Source organism: Aestuariivirga sp., assembly GCF_037139295.1.
GTDB lineage: Bacteria > Pseudomonadota > Alphaproteobacteria > Rhizobiales > Aestuariivirgaceae > Aestuariivirga.
Map to the genome: position 1 here is coordinate 113,838 of NZ_JBAXGR010000002.1, position 26,475 is coordinate 140,312.

Annotated in this window: 29 protein-coding genes; 10 read left to right on the top strand and 19 right to left on the bottom strand. The window is 63.0% G+C overall.

Annotation, left to right across the window (positions count from 1 at the left end):
* Window positions 1–169 precede the first annotated feature (169 nt).
* Entirely contained in the window at window positions 170–766 is a 597-nt protein-coding gene (locus tag WCJ41_RS01370; protein ID WP_336904019.1) for a dimethylsulfonioproprionate lyase family protein, read from the top strand.
* Here WCJ41_RS01370 and purB read toward each other — a convergent pair whose 3' ends face one another.
* From purB to WCJ41_RS01420, 10 genes are all read right to left on the bottom strand, one after another.
* Window positions 767–2,074, bottom strand: coding sequence for an adenylosuccinate lyase (gene purB / locus WCJ41_RS01375; RefSeq protein WP_336904020.1), 1,308 nt, complete (start codon window positions 2,072–2,074; stop codon window positions 767–769).
* A 65-nt stretch (window positions 2,075–2,139) separates the two neighbouring features.
* A complete protein-coding gene (locus tag WCJ41_RS01380; RefSeq protein WP_336904021.1) occupies window positions 2,140–2,883 on the bottom strand; it encodes a DUF2259 domain-containing protein in 744 nt (247 codons plus the stop codon).
* 3 nt (window positions 2,884–2,886) lie between these two features.
* Window positions 2,887–3,123, bottom strand: coding sequence for an Lrp/AsnC ligand binding domain-containing protein (locus WCJ41_RS01385; RefSeq protein ID WP_336904022.1), 237 nt, complete (start codon window positions 3,121–3,123; stop codon window positions 2,887–2,889).
* A gap of 15 nt (window positions 3,124–3,138) precedes the next feature.
* A complete protein-coding gene (locus WCJ41_RS01390) occupies window positions 3,139–4,281 on the bottom strand; it encodes a branched-chain amino acid ABC transporter substrate-binding protein (RefSeq protein ID WP_336904023.1) in 1,143 nt (380 codons plus the stop codon).
* A 132-nt stretch (window positions 4,282–4,413) separates the two neighbouring features.
* Window positions 4,414–5,529, bottom strand: a complete 1,116-nt coding sequence (locus WCJ41_RS01395; RefSeq protein ID WP_336904024.1) for a branched-chain amino acid ABC transporter substrate-binding protein — start codon at window positions 5,527–5,529, stop codon at window positions 4,414–4,416.
* Between the two features lie 134 nt (window positions 5,530–5,663).
* Complete coding sequence (locus WCJ41_RS01400) at window positions 5,664–6,008, bottom strand: DUF6867 family protein (RefSeq protein ID WP_336904025.1); 345 nt, start codon at window positions 6,006–6,008, stop codon at window positions 5,664–5,666.
* A 3-nt stretch (window positions 6,009–6,011) separates the two neighbouring features.
* On the bottom strand, window positions 6,012–6,734 hold the full coding sequence (locus tag WCJ41_RS01405) for an ABC transporter ATP-binding protein (protein ID WP_336904026.1): 723 nt from the start codon (window positions 6,732–6,734) through the stop codon (window positions 6,012–6,014).
* Window positions 6,731–7,603 carry an ABC transporter ATP-binding protein gene (locus tag WCJ41_RS01410; protein WP_336904027.1) on the bottom strand — a complete coding sequence of 291 codons (873 nt, stop codon included), beginning with the start codon at window positions 7,601–7,603 and terminating at the stop codon, window positions 6,731–6,733. Before WCJ41_RS01410 ends, WCJ41_RS01405 begins: the two co-directional genes overlap by 4 nt.
* 1 nt (window position 7,604) lies before the next feature.
* Window positions 7,605–8,999 (bottom strand): high-affinity branched-chain amino acid ABC transporter permease LivM, encoded by a 1,395-nt coding sequence (livM, locus tag WCJ41_RS01415; RefSeq protein WP_336904028.1) that lies wholly within the window; start codon window positions 8,997–8,999, stop codon window positions 7,605–7,607.
* Window positions 9,000–9,001: 2 nt separating this feature from the next.
* Window positions 9,002–9,937 (bottom strand): branched-chain amino acid ABC transporter permease LivH, encoded by a 936-nt coding sequence (locus WCJ41_RS01420; RefSeq protein WP_336904029.1) that lies wholly within the window; start codon window positions 9,935–9,937, stop codon window positions 9,002–9,004.
* A 203-nt stretch (window positions 9,938–10,140) separates the two neighbouring features.
* Between WCJ41_RS01420 and WCJ41_RS01425 the strand changes: the two genes are divergently transcribed.
* The 3 genes from WCJ41_RS01425 to WCJ41_RS01435 are packed head-to-tail and all read left to right on the top strand — an operon-like array spanning window position 10,141 to window position 15,025.
* Window positions 10,141–10,677, top strand: a complete 537-nt coding sequence (locus WCJ41_RS01425; RefSeq protein WP_336904030.1) for a PadR family transcriptional regulator — start codon at window positions 10,141–10,143, stop codon at window positions 10,675–10,677.
* Window positions 10,678–10,697: 20 nt separating this feature from the next.
* A complete protein-coding gene (locus tag WCJ41_RS01430; protein ID WP_336904031.1) occupies window positions 10,698–11,843 on the top strand; it encodes an efflux RND transporter periplasmic adaptor subunit in 1,146 nt (381 codons plus the stop codon).
* Window positions 11,844–11,854: 11 nt separating this feature from the next.
* Window positions 11,855–15,025, top strand: coding sequence for an efflux RND transporter permease subunit (locus WCJ41_RS01435; RefSeq protein WP_336904032.1), 3,171 nt, complete (start codon window positions 11,855–11,857; stop codon window positions 15,023–15,025).
* A gap of 132 nt (window positions 15,026–15,157) precedes the next feature.
* Here WCJ41_RS01435 and WCJ41_RS01440 read toward each other — a convergent pair whose 3' ends face one another.
* On the bottom strand, window positions 15,158–16,369 hold the full coding sequence (locus tag WCJ41_RS01440; RefSeq protein ID WP_336904033.1) for a pyridoxal phosphate-dependent aminotransferase: 1,212 nt from the start codon (window positions 16,367–16,369) through the stop codon (window positions 15,158–15,160).
* A gap of 59 nt (window positions 16,370–16,428) precedes the next feature.
* Between WCJ41_RS01440 and WCJ41_RS01445 the strand changes: the two genes are divergently transcribed.
* On the top strand, window positions 16,429–16,785 hold the full coding sequence (locus tag WCJ41_RS01445) for a hypothetical protein (protein ID WP_336904034.1): 357 nt from the start codon (window positions 16,429–16,431) through the stop codon (window positions 16,783–16,785).
* Here WCJ41_RS01445 and WCJ41_RS01450 read toward each other — a convergent pair.
* The 3 genes from WCJ41_RS01450 to WCJ41_RS01460 are packed head-to-tail and all read right to left on the bottom strand — an operon-like array spanning window position 16,743 to window position 19,146.
* Entirely contained in the window at window positions 16,743–17,276 is a 534-nt protein-coding gene (locus WCJ41_RS01450) for an Rrf2 family transcriptional regulator (protein ID WP_336904035.1), read from the bottom strand. The two genes, WCJ41_RS01445 and WCJ41_RS01450, sit on opposite strands and share 43 nt — an antisense overlap.
* 41 nt (window positions 17,277–17,317) lie before the next feature.
* Window positions 17,318–17,842, bottom strand: coding sequence for a GNAT family protein (locus tag WCJ41_RS01455; protein WP_336904036.1), 525 nt, complete (start codon window positions 17,840–17,842; stop codon window positions 17,318–17,320).
* Window positions 17,839–19,146, bottom strand: a complete 1,308-nt coding sequence (locus WCJ41_RS01460; RefSeq protein ID WP_336904037.1) for an FAD-binding oxidoreductase — start codon at window positions 19,144–19,146, stop codon at window positions 17,839–17,841. The genes WCJ41_RS01455 and WCJ41_RS01460 overlap by 4 nt, the downstream gene beginning before the upstream one ends.
* A gap of 95 nt (window positions 19,147–19,241) precedes the next feature.
* Between WCJ41_RS01460 and WCJ41_RS01465 the strand changes: the two genes are divergently transcribed.
* From WCJ41_RS01465 to WCJ41_RS01480, 4 genes are all read left to right on the top strand, one after another.
* The gene (locus tag WCJ41_RS01465) at window positions 19,242–19,781 is read left to right on the top strand and encodes an SRPBCC family protein (RefSeq protein ID WP_336904038.1); all 540 of its coding nucleotides are present in this window, start codon (window positions 19,242–19,244) and stop codon (window positions 19,779–19,781) included.
* Between the two features lie 121 nt (window positions 19,782–19,902).
* A complete protein-coding gene (locus WCJ41_RS01470; RefSeq protein ID WP_336904039.1) occupies window positions 19,903–20,202 on the top strand; it encodes a hypothetical protein in 300 nt (99 codons plus the stop codon).
* 91 nt (window positions 20,203–20,293) lie between these two features.
* Window positions 20,294–21,085, top strand: a complete 792-nt coding sequence (locus WCJ41_RS01475; protein WP_336904040.1) for an oxidoreductase — start codon at window positions 20,294–20,296, stop codon at window positions 21,083–21,085.
* Window positions 21,082–22,245 carry an MFS transporter gene (locus tag WCJ41_RS01480; protein WP_336904041.1) on the top strand — a complete coding sequence of 388 codons (1,164 nt, stop codon included), beginning with the start codon at window positions 21,082–21,084 and terminating at the stop codon, window positions 22,243–22,245. Before WCJ41_RS01475 ends, WCJ41_RS01480 begins: the two co-directional genes overlap by 4 nt.
* On the opposite strand, the gene WCJ41_RS01485 is transcribed toward WCJ41_RS01480, so the two are convergent.
* Together WCJ41_RS01485 and gcvA are read right to left on the bottom strand one after the other, a co-directional pair.
* Window positions 22,223–23,110 carry a metallophosphoesterase gene (locus WCJ41_RS01485; RefSeq protein WP_336904042.1) on the bottom strand — a complete coding sequence of 296 codons (888 nt, stop codon included), beginning with the start codon at window positions 23,108–23,110 and terminating at the stop codon, window positions 22,223–22,225. The two genes, WCJ41_RS01480 and WCJ41_RS01485, sit on opposite strands and share 23 nt — an antisense overlap.
* Before the next feature lie 48 nt (window positions 23,111–23,158).
* Entirely contained in the window at window positions 23,159–24,076 is a 918-nt protein-coding gene (gene gcvA, locus WCJ41_RS01490) for a transcriptional regulator GcvA (protein WP_336904043.1), read from the bottom strand.
* A gap of 114 nt (window positions 24,077–24,190) precedes the next feature.
* Here gcvA and WCJ41_RS01495 point away from each other — a divergent pair, with 114 nt between their 5' ends.
* Complete coding sequence (locus tag WCJ41_RS01495; protein WP_336904044.1) at window positions 24,191–24,367, top strand: hypothetical protein; 177 nt, start codon at window positions 24,191–24,193, stop codon at window positions 24,365–24,367.
* Between the two features lie 57 nt (window positions 24,368–24,424).
* Here WCJ41_RS01495 and WCJ41_RS01500 read toward each other — a convergent pair whose 3' ends face one another.
* From WCJ41_RS01500 to WCJ41_RS01510, 3 genes are all read right to left on the bottom strand, one after another.
* Entirely contained in the window at window positions 24,425–25,189 is a 765-nt protein-coding gene (locus WCJ41_RS01500; protein ID WP_336904045.1) for a glucose 1-dehydrogenase, read from the bottom strand.
* The gene (locus WCJ41_RS01505; protein ID WP_336904046.1) at window positions 25,186–25,986 is read right to left on the bottom strand and encodes a carnitinyl-CoA dehydratase; all 801 of its coding nucleotides are present in this window, start codon (window positions 25,984–25,986) and stop codon (window positions 25,186–25,188) included. The genes WCJ41_RS01500 and WCJ41_RS01505 overlap by 4 nt, the downstream gene beginning before the upstream one ends.
* A partial coding sequence (locus tag WCJ41_RS01510) for an acetate--CoA ligase family protein (protein WP_336904047.1) occupies window positions 25,983–26,475 on the bottom strand: 493 nt, incomplete at its 5' end. The genes WCJ41_RS01505 and WCJ41_RS01510, both read right to left, overlap by 4 nt.

Here is a 26,475-nt window from a genome sequence, read left to right on the forward strand (position 1 = left end):
TTCAAGTCAGGTTGTCCTGCGGCCCTCGTGAGCTTCGAGGTCTGGTGTTGATTGCCAAACAATTTGTTGGCGTCATCATCGTCCGTTCGTTAGCTCCCTGGACAAGTTGGGGGCTCGCTACCAGAATGGCTTTGCTTGACCATCTGCAGGGATCGGAATAGCCAAGCTCATGGCCGTGCGTGACACCAATCTCCAGCAGTTGCTCAACATCTCGCAGCGGATCATCGCGGCAAGCGCAAATTATCGGGCAGTTATGGCTGGCGAGCGTATCTTCGAGAGCCTGGCCCGGCCAGCCGGTTCGCGCGCTGCCGCGACGGTGCAACGTCTGCCGGCCTGTGACCACCCCCTCGCCGCAGCGCTGGCGGGCACTTCCGCGCAACACTCACCATTACCTGAACTGGGCACAGCATTCGGTGCGCTTGAGGGTGGACTGCACTGGTACCGGCGGAAAAATGCTGAGGCTCTGGGTCAGCCCTTTATCGATGGCCATGCCAATGCCGTGCTGATTGGGCCTGATGGGATCGAGCAGCGCGATGACGTGCTCGTGGGGGCAACGGTGATGGCGCCACATATCGTCTATCCGGACCACGACCATCCGCCGGAGGAGGTTTATATCGCGATGTCGCCCGGCGAATGGTGGAACGCGGAAATGAACTGGACCGAACCGGGCCCGGGCGGGATCATCTACAATCCGCCGGGCATTCTTCACGCCATGCGTTCGCACACAAAGCCGTTCCTGGCCTTGTGGTTCCTTCCGATCGACTGATCAGGCCTCGCCGAAGACGCGCCGGAAGATCGTGTCCACGTGCTTGGTGTGGTAGCCCAAGTCGAACAGGCTTTCGAGTTCGGCGGGAGAGAGCAGGGCGCTCACATCCTTGTCCTTCTTGAGAAGCTCAAGGAAGTTTCCTTCGCCGCGCCACACCGGCATGGCGTTCCTCTGCACCGCTGCATAGGAATCCTCGCGACTCATGCCCTTCTGGGTGAGTGCCAGCAGCACGCGCTGCGAATGGACGAGGCCGCCGAGGCGGTCGAGATTCCGCTGCATGTTCTCAGGGTAGACCAGCAGCTTGTCGATAACGCCGGTGAGGCGCTTCAACGCGAAGTCGAGGTGGATCGTGGCGTCCGGCCCGATGCCGCGCTCGACGGAGGAATGCGAAATGTCGCGCTCGTGCCACAGCGCCACGTTTTCGAGCGCCGGGATCACGGCGGAGCGGACAAGGCGGGCGAGGCCGGTGAGGTTCTCCGTCAGCACCGGGTTGCGCTTGTGCGGCATGGCGGAGGAGCCCTTCTGGCCGGCTGAGAAATATTCCTCGGCCTCCAGAACCTCGGTGCGCTGCAGATGACGGATCTCGGTGGCCAGCCGCTCGATCGACGAGGCGGCGACGGCAAGGGCCGCGAAATACATGGCGTGACGATCGCGCGGAATTACCTGGGTGGAGACCGGCTCGGGCGTGAGGCCCATCTTCTCCGCAACATATTCCTCAACGCGCGGGTCGATGTTGGCGAAGGTGCCGACAGCGCCTGAAATGGCGCAGGTGGCGACTTCCTTGCGTGCCATGACCAGGCGCTCGCGGGCGCGCTGGAATTCGGCATGGGCTTGCGCCAGCTTGATACCGAAGGTGGTGGGCTCGGCATGGATGCCGTGGCTGCGGCCGATGCAGACGGTGTTCTTGTGCTCGAAGGCGCGGCGCTTCAGGGCGGCAAGCAGGCCGTCCACGTCCTCTATCAGCAGGTCGGCAGCGCGGGTGAGCTGCACGTTGAAGCAAGTGTCGAGCACGTCGGAGGAGGTCATGCCCTGGTGCACGAAGCGCGCCTCGGGGCCGACGATTTCGGCAAGATGGGTGAGGAAGGCGATGACGTCATGCCTGGTGACGGACTCGATCTCGTCGATACGCTCGACGTCGAAGACGGCATCCTTGCCCATTTCCCAGATTCGGGCCGCGGCTTCCTTCGGTACGACGCCCAATTCCGCAAGCGCATCCGTGGCATAGGCCTCGATCTCAAACCAGATTCTGAAACGGGTCTGAGGCTCCCAGATGTGGACCATCTCTTTGCGGGCATAGCGGGGGATCATGGGGAGCCTTTCGGAAGGGAGCTGGCGTCCGCTTAACAAATCACAGGGTTTTGTGCGAGTGCGAATTAATCGCTGATGGTGAAGGGCACAGCGATGAAACGGTGGTTGAGGCCCTCGAAGCCGCGCGCATAGACGCCGATCAGGGCGACCAGGCGGTCGGTTACCGGCAGGCCGGACTGGGCCACCACGGCAGCCACGTCGTATGCCAGTGGGCAGTTGCGGCTGTCGGGGATCGACTTGTCTTCGAAGATCACCCGGCTGGTGTCGGTCTGCAGGTCCTTGATCGAGACTCGTACGCCGAAGCTGTCGCCGTCGCCCTCCGGGCATTTGGCGGGGCGCGGCAGCGACAGCTTCTCGACCGAGAGCTCGAAGCGCACACCGAGCTGGCTCTTCTCGCCTGAGCGCGCGCCCAAGCTCTCATACCAACGGTCGAAGGTGATGCGCTCACGCTCCGGCACCGCCTCCGTCGCCGGATTGGCGGCGATGAGTTCGGCGGGCTGGCTGATGTCGAGGTCCTTCAGTGCAGGTGCTGCAGCGGCGCGGGCCTGATCGCGCGCGGCGGCGGGCGTGGCGGTCTCGCTCTCCAGCATGGCGCGGTAGGGAGAGCCCTTCACCCACTCATTGGTCTTCAGGTCTATCACGAAGACGTCCCAGTAGGGGAAGCCAGAGCCGTCCTGCACGCCATATTGCTCGAAGGCGAAGTAGCGGCTGTCGGGCGAATAGCCGATGGCATTGAAGGCTGCCCCGTCAGCGGCAAGCGCGCGGACGGTGCCGAGGACGAGGAAGGCCAGAAGGGCAAGGGCGCGCATGGCTCAGAATGCCTTGAATGTGATGAGGGTATAGGTGTCGCGGATGCCGGGAATGGTCTGGAGCTTGTGGGAGACGAACTGGCCGACGTCGTCATCCTCCTTCAGGTAGAACTTGACCAACAGGTCCCAACCTCCTGCAGTGGAATATATTTCCGACGCGATTTCGGCATCGGCGATGGCCGTGGCGACGTCATAGGACTTGCCGAGTTCGCATTTGATCTGGACGAAAAAGGCGCGCATGGGCGGTGGCTCCGGTCAGGGTGTTGTATCGAGGGCGGGGGGCAGCAGGGTCTTGGGATCGACTTCGAGATAGCGGCCGTCGACCCACTTGAACCAGGCGGTGGATGGGTTGGCGAGGTCGCCCATGGCGTTGAAACTCACAGGACCGACCACTGTGTCGAAGCGGTTCCCGCCGCGCAGCCATTCAGCGAGGCGCGTGCTGTCCAGCGTGCCCGTTGCTTCTGCGGCGGCAGCCAAGGCCTGCACTGCGGCATAGGCATAGAGGGTGAAGCCTTCCGGGCTCTGGTCCTTGTCGCGGAAGCGCTGGACGAGGCCCTGAGCGGTGGGAAATTTGCGGGCATCATAAGTGAAGCTGGACAGCGTGCCGTCGGCTGCACCTTTGGCCTGGTTGCCGAAGTCCTCGGTGACGAGGGAGTCACCTGATACGATCTGAGCACGCGAACCTGCAGCGCGCAGTGCCTGGGCGATGAGGCCGCCCTCCACATATGAAGCGGCGAGATAGACCACGCCCGCGCCGGCGTCCACGATCTGCCTGGCCAGGGGCGCAAAGTCCTTCACGCCAGGCTTGAAGCTCTGCTGCAGGGCAGGGGTGACACCCTTCTGCTGGAGGCCGGAGGAAAATTTCGTGGCGAGGGCCGTGTAGGGAGCGGACTGGTCGCTGATCACGGCCACCTTCTGCCCCGCGAACCTGTCCAGCACCAGGGTTGCCGCCGCTGTGGCCTGCGCATCGTCGCGCGGCACGAGGCGGATGACGTTCCAGCCGCCCTCGTCGGTGAATTTGGGATTGGTCGAGGCCGGGCTGATCTGGAGGACGCCCGCCTTCTCATAGACCTTGGACGCCGGGATAGAGGCGCCAGAGCAGTAGTGCCCGATCACCACCTTGACGCCGGCTGAAACGAAGCCCGTGGCGACATCGATGGCCTTGCGCGGGTCGCACCCGTCGTCGGCAAACTGAACGGCGAGCTTCTCGCCCTTCACGCCGCCGGTTGCGTTGATGTCGTCAACGGCTGCCTGCACGCCGCGGCGCAACTGTTCGCCCAGTGCTGCATTGTTGCCGGAGAGCGGTGCCGCCGCGCCAATCAGGATATCGGCAAAGGCAGGCGTGGCGCTCTGCAGCAGCGGCAGCAATAGGAGGGGAAGGTGGCGGCTCTTCATCATGGTCTTTCGATTGCCCTCAGTATCGGGTTTTCACCGTCAGCACGCAAGAAAAGACCCGCGCACCGGGGTGCGCGGGTCTCTGGTCTCTCCCCGGCGTCCGTCTTTCGGCGGACACACGGTTCAAGCGGTGGCTTACTTCATGTCAGGGACTTCAGCGTAGTTGCCGTCCTTGAAGTTGTACCAGACGTACACCGGGTTCATGATGTCGCCCTTCTTGTCGAGGGTGATCGTGCCGAGAACGGTCTGGGTCGGGTTGCCCGCGCGCAGCCACTCAGCGATCTTCTGGTTGTCGTTCGCCTTAACGGCTTCGGCAGCCTGCTTGTACATCTGGAAGGCAGCGTAGGTGTAGAGGGTGTAGCCCTCGGGGTCGTAGCCAGCCTTCTTGAAGTCGTCGACGATCGCCTTGGCTTCCGGAATGTTCCGGGGCTCGGGCGCGAAGGTGAAGAACATGTTCTGGGCAGCCGGACCGGCGATGGTCCAGAGCTCGACGTTGTTCATCGAGTCGCCCGAGAACATCTTCGAATTGAGGCCCTGTTCGCCCATCTGCTTCAGGATGAGGCCGGCTTCCGGATGGTAGCCACCGAAGTAGACGGCATCCACACCAGCGTCCTTGAGCTTCGACACCAGCGCGGAATAGTCCTTCTCGCCGGCGTTGATCGACTCGTTCAGCACTTCCGTGAGGCCAGCGGCGTTCAGCGCCTTGCGGGTCTCGTCGGCCAGGCCCTTGCCGTAAGCCGACTTGTCGTCGACGATGGCGACCTTCTTGCCGGCGAAAGCCTTGGCGATGTAGGTGCCGGCAACCTTGCCCTGGGCGTCGTCACGACCGCAGACGCGGGCAACGTTCCAGCCACCTTCATCGGTGAGCTTCGGGTTGGTCGAGGCCGGGGTGATCATCATGATGCCCTCTTCCTCGTAAACCTTCGAGGAGGGGATCGAGGAACCCGAGCACAGATGGCCGGCGACGAACTTGACGCCCTTCGAAGCCATCTGGTTGGCAACGTTCACGGCCTGCTTCGGATCGCAAGCGTCGTCGCCGATCTCGAGGACCAGCTTCTCGCCGTTGATGCCGCCGGCGGCGTTGATGTCGGCAACCGCCTTCTTGGCGCCCTGGCTGTACTGCTCACCGAGAGCGGCGAGCTGGCCCGAGATCGGACCCACGGTGGCGACCGACAGATCGGCCAGAGCCGAACCGGCGGAAAGTGCCGCGGCGAAGCCGATGGCCACACCCGTCAAAAGAAATTTCTTCATTCACTGTCTCCCTGATTACCAGTTACTCGTTTTGTTGACGTGGAATTTTCCCGTCGAAGTGCCTGCCCACGGACAGACACCTTAGAAGCCATATTTGCGCAAACACGGCACCTTGGAAAGGGGATAAATGATTGTTAATCTTTGCTCTTCCAGCCCAACGGACCGGCTGCTTCATAGAGCCACGGATATTGCCGAACCATCTTCTGGGTGATGGTCATGCGGTAACCCAGCATGCAGAAGGCCAGCAGGATGATAAAATCCACAATCAGGTATTGCAGCGACGTCAGGTCTTCCGCGAACAGCGCGTAGTGAAGGAAGCGCAGGCCGAGAGTGAGCGGCACCATGGCGAGCAACGGCATCCAGAGGGGACGCCACTTCATTGCAAGGCCGCGGCCGGCGAGGAACGCCGCGCCGCCGCCGCCGATGAGGGTGAGGATGACGAAGATCCAGATGTTCTGTTCGCCAATGATCGACAGCATGGCTCAGTGACCTCCCTCGAGATAGGCGGCGCGGACTTCGGGCTTGGAGAGCAGCTCCTTGCCGGTGCCCGACATGGTGATATGGCCGTTGACCATCACGTACCCGCGGTGGGCCAGCTTCAGGGCGTGGAACGCGTTCTGTTCCACCAGGAACACGGTGAGGCCCTCGGTGCGGTTCAGCTCCTTGATGGCCTCGAAGATCTGCTTGACGATGAGCGGCGCCAGACCGAGCGACGGCTCGTCGAGCAGCAGCAGGCGCGGGCGTGACATCAATGCGCGGGCAATGGCCAGCATCTGCTGTTCGCCGCCCGACAGCGTGCCGCCACGTTGCGCCTGGCGCTTTTCGAGGATGGGGAACATCTTGAAGGCGCGCGCGAGATCCTCGTCGAAGAACTTCGGGTCGCTCACCGTGCCGCCCATCTGCAGGTTCTCGAGCACTGTCATGCGCGGGAAAATGCGGCGGCCTTCGGGGCTCTGCGAGATGCCGAGCCGGGCAATCTTGTGCACCGGCGTCTTGGTGATGTCCTTGCCGTCGAAATGGATCGAGCCGGTGCGGGCACGCGGCGTGCCGCAGATGGTCATCATCAGCGTTGACTTGCCCGCACCGTTGGAGCCGATCAAGGTCACGATCTCTCCCTGCTTGACGTCCATGTCGATGCCCTTCAGGGCTTGGATCTTGCCATAGAAGGTCTGAACACCCCGGACCTTGAGAAGCGGTTCGGTCATGCTTGGTCTCCCAGGGCTTCGGCAACCGCCTTGGCGGCGAGCGCGTCCTTTTCTTCTTCTTCTTCGTCGACGCCCAGATAGGCGCGGATCACGGCCGGGTCGGTCTTCACATGGTGGGGTGTGCCATCCGAGATCTTCTGGCCGTAGTCGAGCACCACGATGTGGTCGGAGATGCCCATGACCACACTCATGTCATGCTCGATCAGCAGGATCGAGACATCGTTCTCGGAGCGGATGGCGCGCAGCAGCTTGTTGAGCTCCTCCGACTCGCGCGGGTTGAGGCCGGCCGCTGGCTCGTCCAGGCAGAGCAGGCGTGGCTCGGTGCACATGGCGCGCGCGATCTCCAGGCGGCGCTGGTCGCCGTAGGGAAGGTCGCCCGCCGGATCGTCGGCGCGATCGATGAGGCGCACCTTTTCGAGCCAGGCCTTGCACAGGTCGATCGCCGCCTTTTCGGACCGGCGATAGTGCCCACTGCCGAAAATGCCACCGATCGTGTAGCCCGAGGCCAGCATCAGCTTGTTGTGCTGGGCGACCATCAGGTTTTCCAGAACCGTCATGCCGGAGAACAGGCGAATGTTCTGGAAGGTGCGGGCCACCCTGGCATGCTGCGCAATCCTGAAGTCATCCATGCGCTCGAGAAGGAACTCCTTCCCGTCGGCATGGCGCAGCGCGATCTTGCCTTCTGTCGGCTTGTAGAAGCCGGTGATGCAATTGAACACCGTGGTCTTGCCGGCGCCATTGGGGCCGATGAGCGCGGTGATCTCGTTCGGATAGGCCTCGAAGGAGAGGTCCGAAACGGCGGTCAGTCCGCCGAAACGCATGGTCACGTGCTCGACGGAGAGCACCGGAGTCTTGTTCGCGGTTGCCATGTCAGCCGTGTCCTTCCTTGACGAGATCACCAGACACGGCCTTGCGCTCCTTCAAGAATACGGTGGGCTGGCGTCTGGTCACGAAGCCGCGTGGCCTGAAGCGCATCATCAGCACCATGGCGAGGCCCACCGCCAGCATGCGGAAGTGCACGGGGTCGGTGCCTTCGGGCAGGTATTCCTGGAACACACTCAGTTCGCGGAACATCTCGAAGGAGCCCATGATGGCGATGGCCGCGAATACGATGCCTATCTGCGAACCGAGGCCACCCAGCACCACGATGGCGAGAATGATTGCCGACTCGATGAACACGAAGCTTTCCGGGCTGACGAAACCCTGGCGGGTGGCGAAGAAGCAGCCCGCGAAGCCGCCGAACATGGCGCCGATGGCAAAAGCCGTAAGCTTTGTGTTGGTTGTATTGATGCCGAGCGAGCGGCAGGCGATCTCGTCCTCGCGCAGCGCTTCCCAGGCGCGTCCGATGGGCAGCCTGCGCAGGCGATTGGTGACGAAGTAGGTCAGCAATGCCAGCATCAGGATCACGTAGTAGAGGAACATGTAGTAGTAGATGCGGTCGTGCTGGATGCCAAAGAAGTCGGCAAAGCCACCGGGGCCGGCCTTGAAGGGCAGGCCGAAGAAGGTCGCCTTCGGCACCTCGATGCCCTGCGGGCCGTTGGTGAAGCTGAACCAGTTGATGAGCACGAGGCGGATGATCTCACCGAAGGCCAGCGTCACGATGGCAAGGTAGTCACCGCGCAGACGCAGTACCGGGAAGCCGAGGATCACGCCCCAGCAGGCGGCAAGCAGGCCGGCGATTGGAAGCGTGATGTAAAAGGCCCAGGGAACGATGCCGTCGCCGAACCAGTAGGGGAAGTAGACTGTCGACAGCAGCGCATAGGCATAGGCGCCCACGGCGTAGAAGGCGACGTAGCCAAGATCGAGGAGTCCGGCGAGACCAACCACGATGTTGAGGCCCCAGGCGAGCATCACATAGGTGAGGATATAGATGCCGAGGTCGATGGGGCGGCGCTCGAAATGGAAGATGAAGGGCAGCGTCACCGCGAAGGCGACGAGTACCGGGAAAACCCACGGCCCGATGCGTTCGGATAGGCTGGCCTTGGCGGGACCGGCGGGCTTGGCGGACGCATGGACGGGTGAGGGCGCCCGGTTCCACACGAAGAGGTGCATCGCCAGGCGGGTGCCCAGGATGAGGGCGAGGATGACGAAGACCTCGGTCCAGCGGGACACGAGAACCAGGGAGTACTGGGTGATCACCGACTTGTAGGCGACCATCGGCACCATGATCAGCAGCGACACGATGGCCGTTCCGATCAGGTCCTTGATGATGGCCGTCCAGTCGTAGCCGTGGGCCTTGGGCGCAGCGACGTCTTGGGCAGTCATGATCAGACCTTCTCCACTTCGGGTTTGCCGAGCAGGCCCTGGGGCATGAAGATCAGGACGATGATCAGCACCGTGAAGGCCGCGACGTCCTTGTACTCGACGGTGAAGTAGGCGGACCACATGGTTTCGATCAGGCCAATCACGAGACCGCCCAGCATGGCGCCGGGAAGCGACCCGATGCCACCCAGCACGGCGGCCGTGAAGGCCTTGATGCCGGCGAGGAAGCCCACGAAGAAGTCGGTGACGCCGTAATAGAGGAAGAACATCAGGCCGGCGAAGGCGGCAAGTGCGGCCCCCATGATGAAGGTGACGGAGATGGTGCGGTCAACGTCGATGCCGAGCAGAGCGGCCATCTTCTGGTCCTGCTCGCAGGCGCGCTGGGCACGACCGAGCGAGGTCTTCTGGATCAGCACGGTGAAGACCGCCATCAGGATCAGCGTCGAGACGATGATCAGGATCTGCATGTTGGTGAGACGCACGATGAATTCGCCGGCCTCGGTGACGCGCGTCATGATTTCGTAGCCGCCGGTGACGATGGGCTGGATGGGCTTGGGGCGGCCCTCCTGGTTCACGCGGACGAATTCCTGCAGCACGATCGACATGCCGATGGCCGAGATCAGCGGGGCAAGGCGGAAGGAGCCGCGCAACGGCTTGTAGGCCAGTCGCTCAATGGTCCAGTTATAGGCCGCGGCCACGATCATGGCGATCACGGCCACCAAGACCAGTGCCACCAAAATCAGCATCAGGCCGCTTCCGCCGGTCAGGCCGAGGCCAAGAACAACCAGAAATGCGGTGACTGAACCGACCATGAACACGTCGCCATGAGCGAAGTTGATCATGCCGATGATGCCATAGACCATCGTGTAACCGATAGCGATCAGGCCATAAATCGACCCGAGCGTAACTCCGTTAATCAGCTGCTGGAGAAAATACTCCATGAGCCCCCCTGTATGACTGACTGCTGGCGCCGGTTTTTTTGGCTGCCGTCGAATTGTCATAGATGGATCGGTTTTCGAACACAAGCACGTGGGGCAACCCGTCAGGGTGGCAGAATCTCACCCTAGTGATCTTGTGCGCTATAACGAGTCGATATATATCGGTCCGGTATATCGTGCCGGCATATATCGGATCGGAATTCGACATGAACGTCAGGACTCTGTGCCTCGGCGTCCTATCCTCCGGGGAGGCCTCTGGCTACGAGATCAAGAAGGAAATCGAGGAGGGGTTGTTCAGCCACTTCATCGATGCGAGTTATGGCTCGATCTATCCCGCCCTCACCCAACTGGCGGGAGAGGGGCTGGTGACGGTGCGCGCCGAGGAGCAATCCGGCAAGCCCGACAAGAAGGTCTATTCCATCACGCCCAAGGGCGTCGATACGCTGGCGCGCTCGATCTCGGTCCTGCCGGCACGCGACAAATACAAGTCCGAGTTCTTGTTTCAGATGCTGCTGCAGGAGTACATCACGCCCGCCACGATGCTGGCAGCGGTTGACAAGCAACTCTCCGATCTTCAGGCGGACCTCGCCCGCATCGACGATTGCAAGTGCGCGGAGCACCCTCACGCCGGGGCGCGCTTCGTGGCGGACTATGGCAGGGCCGTGCTGACTGCAGCGGTCAGTGTCCTCATTGAAAAGAAGGCTGAGCTCCTGGGGCAATCGACCCCGCAGGCAGCCGAATAGAACATCCGGGAACGAAACACATGATACGCCGCATCCTCTATTTCCTCCTCGTCACCGTCATTTTGGGTGGCCTCGCCGGGGCCATCGCCTTCTATGCCTTCGACTTCAAGCCGAAGATGCTGGCAACCGTCATTCTCGGCGCACCCCAGCCGCCGGAAACCATCTCCGCGGAAGCCGCGCGCGTTGATACCTGGCAGCCGCAGATCGCCGGCATCGGCACCGTCACGGCCTTCCAGGGCATCGACATCACGCCGCAGGTGGGCGGTCTTGTCACCGAGATTGATTTCGAATCCGGCCAGGACGTCAAGAAGGGCGACCTGCTGGTCAAGCTCGATACCGGCAGGGAGGAGGCGGATATCCGCTCAATCGAAGCGGAACTCGCCAATAATCAAACCGAACTGACACGCCGCGAAGGCCTGGTGGCCAAAGGCGTGGTCGCCGTCACTGAACTCGACTCGCTCAAAACCAAGCAGCGCACGCTGCAGGCCACGCTCGACCGGCGCAATGCCGAGGTCGCACAGAAATACATCTATGCCCCGTGGAATGGCCGCGTCGGCCTGCGCGACATCGCGCTCGGCAGCTATCTTGCTCCTGGCCAGAAAATCGTCTGGCTGCAACAGATTGACCCGGTCTACATCGACTTCAACCTGACCGAGGCCGACTATGCTCGGATCAAGAAAGGCCAGAAGGTCACTGTCATGCTCAATGCATATCCGGACCAGACCTTCACCGGCAAGATCGTGACCACCGATGCCCGCATGTCTGACACCAACCGCATGATCATGGTGCGCGCCGAGGTCGACAATCCGGACATGAAACTCGTGCCCGGCATGTATGCCAACGTCCACGTGGATGTGGGCGCGCCCGAGAAGGTCGTGACCGTACCGCAGACCGCGGTCACCTATTCGCTCTATGGCGACAACGTCTTCGTGGTCAATGCCGCCAAGGTGAAGGACAAGGATGGCAAGGACGTCGACGAACTCGTCGTTGAGCGCCGCTTCGTCAAGGCGGGTCCGGTGCGCGATGGCCGCGTCTCCATTGTCAGCGGCATCAAGGATGGCGACAAGGTCGTCACTGCGGGCCAGAACAAGATCGACCAGGGCAGCAAGGTGGTGATCGACAATTCGATTGCCCTCAAGCTCCAGGACACGAGCACTATCCAGTAAGGATCCGGGCGATGCATTTTACCGACATTTTCGTCAAGCGCCCCGTCCTCGCGACGGTCGTCAGCCTGCTCATCCTGCTGGCCGGCCTCCAGGCTGTGTTCCAACTGCCGATCCGCCAGTTCCCGGAGGTTTCGGATACCAAGATCGAAATCACCACGGTCTATCCGGGCGCGAACGCTGACCAGATCAAGGGCTTCATCACCACGCCCCTGCAACAGGCCGTTGCTTCGACGGAAGGCGTTGACATCATCGAGTCGCGCTCTTCTCAGAACGTCTCGACCATCACCCTGAAGCTCCGGCTTGATGCCAACGCTGACCGTGCGCTGGCCGACGTTCTCTCCAAGGTGAACGAGGTGAAGGGCATCCTGCCGGATGAGGCGAATGACCCTGTGGTCAAGCGCACCACCGGTGCGGGCTTCGCGCTGATGTACATCAGCTTCAAGTCGGAGCAGATGTCCGCCCCGCAGATTTCGGACTATCTCGACCGCGTGGTGAAGCCGAAACTGCAGGCAATCAATGGTGTTGCCTCAGCCGAGATCCTCGGTGGCTCCACTTTCGCGATGCGCGTATGGCTGAACCCGGAGAAGATGGCGTCTCTCGGTGTCACCCCGCTTGATGTGCGCAACGCGCTCGCATCCAACAACTTCACCACTGCCGCTGGCGAGGTGAAGTCCGATTTCACGCAGCAGAACATCAACGCCCAGACCTCGCTCGAGACGCCGGAGCAGTTCGAGAGCCTCGTCGTCGCCACGCGCGGCGATACGGTGATCCGCCTGGGCCAGGTGGCAACCGTCGACCTGGGGCCTGAGAACTACGACACGCGTTCGGCCTTCGACGGCTTGAAGGCGGTGTTCATGGGCATCCAGACGACGCCTGATGCCAATCCGCTTACCGTCATCAACACGGTGCGCGAAACGATGCCGGAAATCCAGCGGCTGCTGCCCAACGGGCTCGAGGCCAACATTGCCTATGACGCGACGCTGTTCATCAACGCCTCGATCTGGGAAGTTGGCAAGACGCTGCTTGAGGCTGGCGTCATCGTCATCATCGTCATCTTCCTGTTCCTCGGCAGCGTGCGCTCGACGATCATTCCCGTCGTGACGATTCCGCTCTCGCTGATTGGTGTGGCGCTGGTGCTGGTGGCCTTCGGCTACTCGATCAACCTGCTGACGCTGCTCGCCCTCGTGTTGGCCATTGGCCTCGTGGTCGATGACGCCATCGTGGTGGTGGAGAACATCCACCGCCATATCGAGGAGGGGATGACACCCTTCGATGCCGCGCTCCGCGGCGCCCGCGAGATCACCGGCCCGGTCATCGCCATGACCATCACCCTGGCGGCGGTTTATGCGCCGATCGGTTTCACCTCCGGCCTCACCGGGGCGCTGTTCCGTGAATTCGCCTTCACCCTTGCGGGTGCTGTCATCGTGTCGGGTGTCATCGCGTTGACGCTGTCGCCGATGATGACGTCGAAAATGCTGAAGCCGCACGAGAAGCTGTCGTGGTTCGGACGCATTGTGGAGAGCACCTTCGGCGGCCTGCAGCGTTTCTATCGCCGCCGCCTTGATGGCACCATCAAGCAGCGCTCGGTCTTCGCATGGATCGCCGTGCTGATGATCGTGCTGTCGGCTGTTCTCTACAATGCCATCGGCCGTCAGTTGGCACCGGCGGAAGACCAGGGCGTGCTCTTCGCCTTCGTCAACGCACCGGAGCACACCAACCTCGACTACCTCACCACCTATACGGACGATCTCACCAAAACCTTCATGGCGATCCCGGAGCGTCAAAACCTCTTCGCCATCGACGGCTTCCCCAACACCCACCAGGCCTTCATGGGCCTGATCCTGAAGCCCTGGGACGAGCGCACCCGCTCCGACCTTTCGGTGATGGCGGAGCTGCAGCCGAAGTTCAAGGCGGTCTCCGGCGTCAACATCTTTGCCACCGCGCCCTCGGCCATTCCGGTTGGCGCTGGCGACCTTCCGATCGAGTTCGTCCTCACCTATCCGGGCGAATACACGCGACTGGCCGACACGCTCGACAAGCTGAAGGCGGAGGCCGACAAGAGCGGCCTGTTCATCTTCACCAACGCCGACCTGCGCTTCCAGACTCCGCAGGTGGAGCTGGTCGTTGACAAGGACCGCGCCAACCGGCTGGGCGTCACCATGCGTGACGTTGGCGCCACGCTGGCAACACTGCTCGGTGGCAACAACGTCAACCGTTTCACGGTCGACGGCCGCAGCTACCAGGTGATCCCGCAGGTGCCGCGCACCGAACGGTCATCGGTGGACCAGATCCTCGCCTTCCGCGTGCGCGCGGCCGATGGGCAGATGGTGCCGCTCTCGGCCTTCACCGAAGTCTCGAAGACGGTGCAGCCCAACGGGCTTGCCACCTTCCAGCAGCTGAACTCCGCCATGCTGCAGGGCGTGCCGTTCCCCGGCCGCACCATCGGCGAGGGCATCACCTTCCTGCAGAAGAAGGCTGACGAGATCATGCCGCAGGGCATGGCCTATGACTTCAAGGGTGAGAGCCGCCAGTTCGTCAAGGAAGGCAACACGCTGGCGTTCACCTTCGCGGTGGCACTGCTGCTGATCTATCTGGTGCTCGCGGCGCAGTTCGAAAGCTTCCGCGATCCCTTCATCGTTCTCATCGGCCTGCCGGCCACTGTGTTCGGTGCGCTGCTGGTTCTGTTCATATTGGGTGAGATCAACGGCGCCATGATGAACAACCCACCGATCAATCTGGGCTCTGGCACGATCAACATCTACACCCAGATCGGCCTTGTGACGCTCATCGGTCTCATCGCCAAGCACGGCATCCTGATGGTGGAGTTCGCCAACAAGCTGCAGGAGACCAAGGGCTATGACAAGGACACGGCCATCAAGGAGGCGGCGGCCGTACGCCTGCGGCCCATCTTGATGACGACCGCCGCCATGGTCATCGGTGTCACGCCGCTTCTGATTGCCAATGGTGCTGGCGCCAAGAGCCGCTTCGACATCGGCGTGGTCATTGCCGCCGGCATGACCATCGGCACGCTGTTCACGCTGTTCATCACGCCCGCCATCTACTCTTTCGTGGCCCGCGACCGCCGCCACATGCACGATCGCGAGAACGCCTCCGACGTGCTGGTGGCGCATCTGGATGCGCCTGCGAATGACCGGCACCTTGTGCCGAAGGCGGCGGAATAGGGCGTGAGCTGCGTTTACTCACTCAGCACCCATCATGGCCGGGCTCGACCCGGCCATCCTTTTTGGTGAACCAGAAAGAGGATGCCCGGGTCGAGCCCGGGCATGATGAAGAATGTCATGTGAGTGAAGTGGTCAGACCAGGCTCCCCAGCCCCTTCTGCATTCGCGCCATGGCCTTGCTGATTTCGACCTCGCTGCAAGCGAAGGACAATCTGATCGAGCCGGCCGCCCCGAAGGCGCTGCCAGGGACTGTTGCAACGTGGTGCTCGTCGAGCAGCCAGTCACACAGTGCGTCGGTTGTATCGAGCAGGTGGTTGCCCGCCGTCTTGCCGAGAAGCGCCGATACATCCGGGAACGCATAGAAGGTTGCAGGGATGTTGCCGATTTTCACACCGGGGATGGCATTGAGCCCTCCCTGCACCATGTCGCGGCGCAACTGGTATTCCTTGCGCATGCGCTCCACTGCATCGCGCGGGCCTTCGAGTGCCGCGATGGCAGCGCGCTGCACGAACTGGTTGGCCCCTGCCGAGATCGCGCTCTGCATGCGGGCCATGGCCTTGGCGATGGGTTCCGGGGCGGCGGCATAGCCGAGCCGCCAGCCGGTCATCGCGAAGCCCTTGGAGAAGCCGTTCACCGTTATGGTCCGCTCCCGCATGCCGGGCAGCGCGCCGAAGGAGTGCATCTCGCCGTCGAAGATGATGTATTCGTAAATCTCGTCGGAAAGCACCATGAGGTGCGGATGCGCCTTGACGACCGCTGCCAGTTCCTGAAGTTCCGCCTTGCTCCACACCGCGCCCGAAGGATTGGAGGGTGAGTTCAACACGATCAGCTTGGTTTTTGGCGTGATGGCTGCAGCAATGCGGCTGGCCGGAACCTTGTAGTTCTCTTCGATGCTGGCATGCAGCACCACCGGCGTGCCGCCAGCGAAGCGCACCGTGATCTCGTAGGACACCCAGAAGGGTGCCAGCATGATCACCTCGTCTCCTTGCTCGATGATCGACAGCATGACATTGGCGATCGCCTGCTTGGCGCCGTTGGCAAGCACGATCTCACCCGCCGAATAGTCGAGGCCATTCTCCGTCTTGAGCTTTTTTGCCAGCGCGGTGCGCAGCTCGGGGATGCCCATGACGGGTGCATAATGGGTGAAGCCCGCCTTCATGGCGGCCGTGGCGGCTTCCTGAATGTTGTCGGGTGTATCGAAGTCCGGCTCGCCCAGCGTCATGCTGACCACGTCAACGCCCTTGGCGCGCAATTCGCGGGCGCGCTGGGACATGTGGATGATGGCGCCTTCATCGGCGGTTTTCGAACGGGAGACAAGCAGGGCTGAGGGGTCGAAATGTGTCATGATCACCCCTATACGACGCCGCGCTTGCCCGGTCGAGGCACGGCGGGCATAAGGCGCCCATGCAAAAACACACCCCCGGCTTGATTCTCCTGGTGGCGGCACTGAGCCTTGCGGCCTGCAGCCAGCCCGAAGTGCGGGTGACGCGTGAGAAGCCGGCACCCCAGGTGGTGATGACGCCGCGCAGCGAGCCGATCTTCTACAACGGCAAGACCTATCGGCTGGATTTTTCGCCGAAGGGACCGAACCTGTTCGACATGTCAGTGTCCGGCATGGGGCCGTCGCAGCAGAAAGACGCGGTGGCGGTGGCCACTTCGTCGCTCGGCTATTTCGCCTGTCCCGAGGGCCAGAAGGGCAAGCTGCAGGCAAACCCGGTCTATGCCAGCGGCAAGTGGCGCATGCAGGCCAGATGCGGCTGAGGAGCTGGTCCTCGCCTAGAGCCGAGCCTGGCGATCTCGGCGTGACAAGTGCAGGATTCGGTCAGTTCCAGATGCCGGAACAGAGGCTCGGGATTGGCGCTGGCATCGGCGATCGTGTATTTGCCCAGAACATCGAAGAAGGCGCGATTGGCCTCTGCGATCATGCCTTTCAGCTTGCAGGCGGGCGTGATCACGCACCTGTTGCGCGCGGCATCGAAGCATTCGACCAGCGGTTGATCTTCTTCGCCGAAGCGCACGACGTCCAATATTGATATTCGTTCGGCTGGCCGGGCCAGCATGAAGCCGTCGGAACGGCCGCGCTGTGTCACGAGAAAGCCCGCCCGCCCGAGTTTGTTGATGACCTTGATCAAGTGGTTCCGGGAGATGCCGAAGGCGTTGGCCACCTCATCGATTGTCACCTTGTTGGGGTGGCGAAGCGCGGCCTGAATCAGGACCCGCAGGGAGTAATCCGTGAAGACGCTCAGGCGCATGGGTTGCCTCTATAGGGAAAATGCAACCTTAAGAAAATACATCAAATGCGGCGCAGCTTCGCGTAGATCGCATCGTCCGCCCATTGCCCCTTGAACCACTCGCTCTGGCGCAGGTGCGCTTCCTTCACGAAGCCCGCCTTTTCGAGCACCCGGCAGGACGCAGCATTGCGGGGGTCCACCGATGCTGCAATGCGGTGCAGCACGAACTGGTCGAATGCAAAGGCCGTCAGTGCCGATACAGCCTCGGTGGCGAAGCCGCGCCGCCAGAACGTGCGGGCGATGCTGTAACCGATGCGGGCCAGGCGCGGGTCCGCGGGGTCGGTGAACAGGCCGCAGTCGCCTATGAACAGCCCCGTCGACTTCTCCTCAAGCGCGAACTGGAACCAGCCTGGCTGGCCCGGTTCCATGCGAACGAGTTCCGCGATGAAGGTTTGGCCATCCTCATGCGTGAAGCGATCCCACGACTGATAGCGCGACACCTCCGGGTCGTCGCGCATGGCGACGAAGGGTTCGAGGTCGGGTGGCCCGAAGCGGCGGGCAATCAGACGGGTCGTCTCGAAAATCATCCCAAGCGGCGGTCCAGCCAGTCGCGCGTGCGGAAGTAGCGGCCGATCCACGGCAGGAACCAGGTGTTGCCTGTGTAGAGCGCATGGTCAGGGAACTCGGGCCGGTCGAAGGCGCAGACATGGTTCACCTTGCCGGCGATCTTGCGCGCCGTCTGGTGGCCCAGATAGCTCATCATGGCGACGCCGGAGCCGTTGCAGCCTAGCGCATAGTGCATGTTGTCGAACTTGCCCATGTGCGGCATCTCGTCGAGGGTGAAGGCCACATTGCCGGTCCAGGCATGGGTGATCTTCGTGCCCTTCAGCTGCGGGAAGCGGTCGGTCATGAAGCCATAGAGGATGGGGGCCGTCTCCACCGGGTCGGTGTGGCCGAACTTGGCGCGGCCGCCGAAGATCAGCCGCTTGCCGTCGGGCGACATGCGGTAATAGGTCAGTACGCGGCGGGTATCCGCGAAGGAGCGGTTCTTGGGGCTGATGGTCTTCGCTAGGTCCGGCGGTAGCTCCTCCGTTGCGATGATGTAGGAGCCCACCGGCACCACGCGCCGCTTCAGTTCGGGCGTCACGTCGCCCGTGTAGCCGTTGGTGGCGATGATGACGTCAGCTGCTTCGATGGCGCCGCGCGGCGTGTCGACCCGCCAGCCGGTGGCGGTCTGGGTGAGCTTGGTGGCCGGTGTCTTGGTGGCGATCGGAATGTTGCGCTGCTGGCACAGGTCGAGCAGGCCCTTGAACAGCAGGGCAGGGTGCAGATGTCCGGCGCGGCCAACCACCATGCCGCCGCGATAATAGTCGGAACCGATCTCCTCGCGCTGCCGTTCCGGCGGCACGATATAGGCCTCGGACTTCGCCGTTTCGTTCAGGAGGTCCACCTTGTGGGCCATGCTGTCATAGTGGCTCTTGCACCAGGCGCCGAGGAAATAGCCCGCCCTGGTCCAGCCGCAGTCGATCTTCTCGCGGGCGATCAGCTGCTCAATATAGGTGAAGGCATCGGCTGCGTCGTTGAGGAAGGGGGCGGCTTCCTCGTCCGACATGGCCTTGGCCATGTAGCGCTTGCCGACGTTGACCCCGCCCGACACCATGCCGCCGTTGCGGGATGATCCGCCAAAGCCCGGCTCATTGGCATCGAGCACGATGCAGTCCAGTCCCTCGCGGCTCAGTTCCAGCGCGGCATTGAGCCCGGCATAGCCCGCACCGATGATGACCACCCGGGCCTGCTTCGGAAGCGTGATTTCGGACAGGGGTTTGGGTTCATGGGCCTCCCACCAGAAGGGCCGGGCCTTGAAGTCTTTCGTGAAGATGGCTTTGTTCATGCGCCGCAGATTGCGCGAGGAATGCCGGGGAGGCAAGCCATGCCCCAAGCAACCCGGCCTTGCCAAGGGCACGCGGCTGTGGTCCTAAAGCGCCCATGAAATCGGTCATCAAAGTCATCATCTTCGTCGTCATGGCGTTCACTGTCATTTTCTATGGCGGCGCCCTGCTTCTGCCTGGCGAGGCGCGGGTGGAACGCTCCGCCGTTATCGCCGCGCCTGCCGACAAGGTTTTTGCCGTGTTGGCCGACCTGCGCCGCGTGCCCGAATGGTCGTCGTGGGTGGAAACTGACCCGCAGACGACGTTCTCCTTCGAGGGACCCGCTGAGGGCGTCGGTCAGGTCATGCGCTGGGCTTCCAACAATCCCATGGTCGGCAGCGGCACGCTGACGGTCACCGAGGCTACTCCGAATGTCCGGGTCGCCACCACGTCGGACTACGCGGGCTTCGGCACGTCCCGTGCCACGATCGACCTCACCCCGGAGGGCGCAGGCACACGGGTCACTTGGCTGTTCCAGTCGAAGCTTCCCGGCGTCATCGATCGCTGGGCAGGGTTGGGGATCGATCGCGGCGTGGGTGCTGAATACGAGAAAGCTCTCGCCAAGCTGAAGGTTCTCGCCAAAACGCCATGGAACTAAAACGGTTGTGAAAAAAATTACAGATTGTAAAATGATGAATCATGGATAACCCTGTGATCGTTCAACAGCAGGGTGGCCCATGTTGCGTTGCATATTCCTTTTTGCCGGTTTGTTTACTGCCGTGATTGCATTTGCCTCTGCCGCCCAAGCCTCCGATACGTGCCAGCGCTATACGGGTGGCAAGTGCAAGCCCGGGCAGCAGTTGCCGCCCAAGCTGCGGTCCGGTGTCTCCACCCACCAGCAAGCCCAGGCTCCCGCCAAGGGCAACCACAAGGGTCGCGATGACTACACCGCGGCCCAGCGGGACAAGTACATGGAAGAAGCCCGGCAGCTCTGTCGGAAAAAATTTGGCGCGCCCTCGCGCGTCTATCGCATCGACTACAAGAAGAACCTGATCTGGTGCGAGCCGCCTTCCTACTGACGTGCTGACCCGCTTGCCAGGCATGCTTTCGGCGCTTTGAGGCCGACCAGCAAATCACCTAAGCTTGCCCACAAACATGCGGGGAGAAGTGATGTCTGAGGCAAGATTCGCGCTTGTCACCGGCGCGGCGCAGGGTATGGGCTTCGCGGCGGCGGCAAAGTTCCTCGAGCTTGGCTTCGGCGGTGTGCTGCTGGTGGACCGCAACGCGGAGAAGCTGGCCGAGGCGGCGGCAAAGCTGAAGTTGGTTGGCCGGGTCGAGACCTTGTCGGGCGACCTGATGGACGTTTCGCTTCCCGTCCGCGCGGTGACGGCGGCCGTGTCGGCCTTCGGCCGCCTCGATGTCGTGGTGAACGCTGCCGGCAACACCGAGCGCTGCGGGCTGGACGACACGACGCCCGAAGCCTTCGAGCGCCTGTTCGGCGTCAACACGCGCGCTCCTCTGTTCATGATGCAGGAGGCCGTGAAGGTGATGCGCCCAAACCGCTCGGGCACCATCATCAACATGTCGTCCATGCTGTCGCACGGCGGGCCTCCCAACCTCACCACTTATTCCGCCTCCAAGGCGGCGCTCAACATTCTCACGCGCTCGTCCGCTCACAAGGTGGCGCGTGACGGCATCCGCATCTTCGCCATCAACCTGGGCTGGGTGAATTCTGACGGCGAGCATGCACTGCAGACGGGCTTCCACGGCATGCCGCAGGACTGGGCGGAAGCCATCGGGCGGCGCATGCCGGCGGGCCGCATGATCACGCCGGACGACGTGGCGGGCCTCGTCGCCTATCTCGTCTCGCCCTCGGCGGGCATGATGACGGGCGCCATCATCGATTATGAGCAGATGCCGGTCGCCGTCTTCGAGTCCCATCCGGCCCTGTCTCCTGAATGAGTGCTGACGGTCGCGCGCCACTCCTGCTGCTCACACTGTCGATTGCCGCCGTTGGCATCCAGGCGCTGATGCTGTCACCGCTGCTGACCGATATCGCTGCGGGGCTGGGCACGCAGGCCAAGGAGATTGGCTTTGCAGCTTCGGCTTATGGCGTGGGCGTCGCCTCCGCCGCCTTGCTCGCGGCACCGCAACTTGGCCGCTGGCCGAAGCGCGCGGCGATCCGCATCGCCTTCGCTGTGCTGGCCTTCTCGCTGTTCCTCTGCGCCTTCGCCTGGGACTGGCGCGTGCTGGCGGGCGCTCAATTGATTGCCGGTCTGGCATCCGGTGTCATCATCCCCGCCACCTATGCGCTAACGGGTGACATTGCTCCGCCCGACCGGCGCTCGCAGGACTTGGGCAAAGTGCTGTTCGGCTGGTCCATCGCCATGGTGGCGGGCGTGCCGCTGGCCGCATTGCTCTCCGCCTTCGTGGGCTGGCGTGGCACCTTCATGATTGTTGGAGGCGTGGCGGCGATCATGCCTTTCGCCGGGGCGCTGCTGCCCAAGGTGGCCTCCTTCGGAACCAGCGGCGAGCGCGTGCGCTACATGGAGGTACTGCGGCTGCCGGGCGCGTGGGTCGGGTATCTCTCGACTTTCGCCTACATGATCGCCTTCTACCAGACCTACACCTTCATCGGTGACCACGTGCGCCAAACGCACGGGGCAGGGGCCTGGCTCGGCGGTACCATCTCGCTCGCCTATGGCATCGGCTTCGGCGTGGGCGTGGTCTTTGACAAGGTGATCGACCGCAAGGGACCGACGCGCATGTTGCCGTTCGGCATGGCTCTCGTCAGCATCAACTATGTCGTGCTGCCCTTCGCGGCAGAGCGGGTGCTGACGGTGATGGCGTGGCCCTTCTTCTGGGGCCTCGCCAACCACTTCTGCATGACGGTGCTCGTCTCCTACATGAACAGCCTGTCGCCGCGCCTGCGGGGCACCATCATGGGGCTGTTCTCCTTCACCACCTATTTCTCGCTCGGCACGGCGGGTGCCGTTTATGGCCCCGTTTACCAGGTGCATGGCTTTTTCGTCGTGTCCTTCGCCTCGGCAGCGACGGTCGCCGTGGCAGCAGTGATCGCGCTGCAGCGAAGCCTGGCCCTCAACTCAGATCGACCACGGTGATCTCGGGCGGCATGCCGAAGCGCACCGGCATGATGGAGCAGCCGAGCCCGCCGGAGACGATGAGGTGCCGCCCGTCTTCGACAACGTGCCCATAGGCGAAGCGGTTTCCATAGGCAGAGGGCACCATTGGTGAATGACCCAGGAGCCTCACCTGCCCCCCATGCGTATGGCCCGAGAGAGTGAGCGATACGCGCGGCGGAATGTTCACGAACAGATCGGGCTCGTGCGCCAGATGAATGATGGGCGCGTCATCGGTGATCTGCGACAGCGTGCCCGCCAGGTCGGCGCGGCTTTCGAACCCGCCCTTCTTCGGAATGGCAAGCGCGCTGTCCGTGCCCGAGAGCCAGAAGGGAAGACCATCCTTGGCAAGGCGGACAGCGCGGTTGGACAGGGTGGGAATGCCACTGTCCGCGAGGGCACGCTCGGCCAATGTCGGGCCGTGGCCGGCGCGCCGGGCCGCCATGTCATCCCACCAGTCGTGATTGCCGTTGACCGAGAACACGCCGAGGGCTGCGCGGAGGGCCGAAGCGGCGCGCGCCATGTCCGTCACCTTCACCGTTCCGCTGCGCCAGCGATGGCCCGCCACATAGTCGCCCAGCATCAGCACCAGATCGCCGTCAAGCGCATTGGCTGTGGCAATGATGCCCCGCCAGCGCGACAGCGGCATGTGCGGCTCCACCAGATGGGGGTCCGCCAGCAGCACGAGGCGCAGCTTGAAACCCGGCGTCCAGCGTGGCGGCGTCACGACGTAATGCCTGGTGAAGAGCAGAAACCCCGGTTCGATGATAAGGGCATAGCCCGCCAGCGCCGTGCCCGCGAGTGCAAGCCCGCCCGTTACCCTAAGGAATTGCCGTCGCGTGATCATCGGGATAAATCTTAGCGGCAATCGCGGCGATTTTAGGTTGGCGGAGGCTCAGCCCTGGCTCGCCGCCGCTTCCGTGATAATCCAGTTGCGGAAGGCCTTGGTCATTGGCCTCTCCGCTGTCTCGCGCCGGGTGATCAGGTGATAGGCGAACTGCGCCGGACTGCGGAGCGAGAGTTCGAAGGGTTTCACCAGACGTCCCGAGGCGATGTCATCGCCCACTAGGGTAGAATCGCCCAGAGCCACGCCGTGGCCATCAATTGCCGCCTGCAACGCCAGCGATGTCTGGCTGAAGTGCAGGCCGCGGGTGTCGTTGAAGTCCTTGACGCCCGCCGCCAGCATCCACATGCGCCAGTTGGGCCAGACGGCTCCTTGTGCCTCCCAGTCGAGATGGATAAGCGTGAACTGGAGAAGGTCCTTTGGCTCCTTCAGCGGCTTCGCTCCTTTCAGGAGTTCCGGCGAGCAGACGGGGAAAAGCGTGTCATGGAACAGCTTTTCCACCACGAGGCCGGGATAATTGCCATCGCCGAAGCGGATCGCCACGTCGATGTCCTCGCGGTCGAAGTCGAGCGGCTCGGAGGAGACATCGATGCGCACGTCGGCCCCCGGCACGGATTCGAGGAAGCGGTCGAGCCTCGGCACCAGCCACTTGGCGGCCAGCGACGGGGAGACGGTGACACGCACCTGCGTGGGGTTCTCGACCTGCCGCAGCTTCTGGAGCGCTCGGGTGATGCCCTCCAATGCATCGGCGATAGCGGGCTTCAGGACCTGGCCCTGCCGGGTCAGTTGCATGTGGCGGCTGGTGCGCTGGAACAGGGGTACGCCGATTGCCTCCTCGAGTTCCTTGATCTGGTGGCTCACCGCCGCGGGGGTCACGTTCAGCTCGGCGGCAGCCCGGGTGAAATTCAGGTGACGGGCCGACGCGTCGAAGGCTTTCAACGATTGCAGGCCGGGAATGTGGCGCAACATGGGCTATCCTCAAACATAATTTGAAGATTAATCTAGAAAGCTTCGTTTGTATACTGTGCTTGCGAGCCCTATTTTAGGGGGCAGAAATTGAACCCTTAACAAAGATTGAAGATCATGACCCGCCTCCTCGCCGCCGCAGCTCCCGCTCCCCTCTGGAACAGCTTCGAAGCTGCCGTGCGCCAGACATTCCGTTCCATGACGGCGCCTGCCGCCGAAGCCTCGGTGTTCGAGGCTCTGGACCGCGAGCAGGCCCGCATCCGCCAGTCCAGCCGCATGTGGCTGGTCGGCTAGTAACCCACCCTCCCCTGAAGGCCCCGGTGTCACAGCCGGGGCCGTTTTTTTTGTCTGCTAGCGCCGAGGATGGCCAGCCGTCGTCCCGCCATCGATCTGCAGCGTTGCGCCGGTCACGAAGCGGGCGGCATCAGAGGCTAGATAGAGGATCGCCGAGGCGATCTCGCCCGGCCCGGCAATGCGGTTCAGTGGCGAGGCCGCGGCAAGCGCAGCCCGGGCCGCAGCCGGATCATCCGAAGTATCGATGCCCTGGCGCACCATGTCAGTGTCCACATAGCCAGGGCAGACGCAGTTCACGCGGATGTCGGGTGCCAGTTCCAGCGCCAGCGCGCGGGTGAGGTTCACCACGCCGCCCTTGGACGCGCAGTAGACGGCGAGTCCCACCTCGCCGATGAGCCCCGCATCCGAGGCGAGGTTCACCACATTGCCCTTCGACATGCGCAGGTACAGAAGTGCGGCTTGGGTGCAGAAGAAGGTGCCCTTGAGGTTGGCGTCGAGAGTTGCGTCCCACACCGCCTCCGTCACCTCATCCACCGTCCCGCCATGGGCGACTCCGGCACAGTTCACCAGAACGTCGAGCCCGTCCATCTGGCGCGCAGCATGGGAGACCATGGCGCGGCAGGCATCGGGCCTGGCGATGTCGCCGGGGGCCGGGATGGCCATCGGTCCGAGCTTCGCCACTGCATTGTGTGTGGACTCTTCCGTGCGGCCATTGACGGCCACCTTTGCACCTGCGGCGAGGAAAGCCTCCACCGCAGCGCGCCCGATGCCGCGCGTGCCGCCGGTGACGAGTACGCGCTTGCCCGAGAAATCGAAGTTCACTTGCCCTTCCACTGGGGTTTCCGCTTCTCGGCGAAGGCGCGCGCCCCTTCCAGCTGGTCCTCGCTCGAATAGAGCACGTCGACCGTCTTGAGCTTGCGCTTGGTCACCATGTCGAAGGCCTGCTGCACGGGAAGATGTGCCGTCTCGCGGGTCACTTCCTTGATGGCGGCGAAGACGAGCGGCGGGCCGTCGGCCAGCTGGTCGGCCACTTCGCGTGCGCGTTCCATGAGCTTGTCAGCCGGAACGATCTCATTGATGAGGCCCCAGTGCTTGGCTTCCTTCGAATCGATGCGACGGCCGGTGAACAGCATCTCCATGGCGACTGCATAGGGAATGCGGCGCGGCAGCTTGATCGAGGCGGCATCCGCCACCGTGCCGGAGTTGATCTCAGGGAGCGCGAAGGTGGCATGCTCGGCGGCGATGATGATGTCGCAGGAAATCATGATCTCGAAGCCGCCGCCGAAGGCCAGCCCATTCACCGCGCAGATGACGGGCTTGTTGAGGCCCGGAAGCTCCTGCAGGCCCCCGAAGCCGCCCACGCCATAGTCCGAGTCCGGCGCCTCGCCCTCGGCCGCAGCCTTGAGGTCCCAGCCGGGGCAGAAGAACTTTTCGCCCGTGCCGGTGAGGATGGCCACGCGCAGCTCCGGGTCATCGCGGAAGCCCGCGAAGATGTCGCCCATGATGCGGCTGGTCGCGGCGTCGATGGCATTGGCCTTGCCGCGCTCGATCCGGACTTCGAGCACGCGTCCACGCTTGGTCACGTGGATCGGGCCGGTGGTGGTTTCGGTGACGGTCATGGCTTCCTCATCTTGATCAGGGCATCGACGGCGATGGCGCCGTCCTTGAGAACGAGCAGGGGGTTCACGTCGAGTTCCTCGACGAGGCCTCGGTTGGCATTGGCGAAGTCTGCGACCGCCTCGACGGCGCGGAAGACGGCCTGTTGGTCGCCTGACTTGCCGCGGAAGCCCTCGACCAGCGTCCACACCTTCAGCGTCTTCAGCGCGCGCTCGATCTCGGAGCGCGTCGTCGGCAGGATCAGCGTCACCGAGTCCTTCAGGAGCTCGGTGAGGATACCGCCGGCACCGACCACCAGCGCGTGCCGCGTCTCGGGTGACGCGGGCTCCTGCCTCCAGGGATCAGCGGGTTGTGGCAACAGGCCACTGAGGGTCGTACACACCAGTTGCTCAGTTTGGCCAGACCGCTTAACCGGCTGTTCGGGCTGAACCGGCACACCCAGCCTGGTCAACGGTGCCCGCCACCCAGACTGGCCCGCCCGCATGACAAGC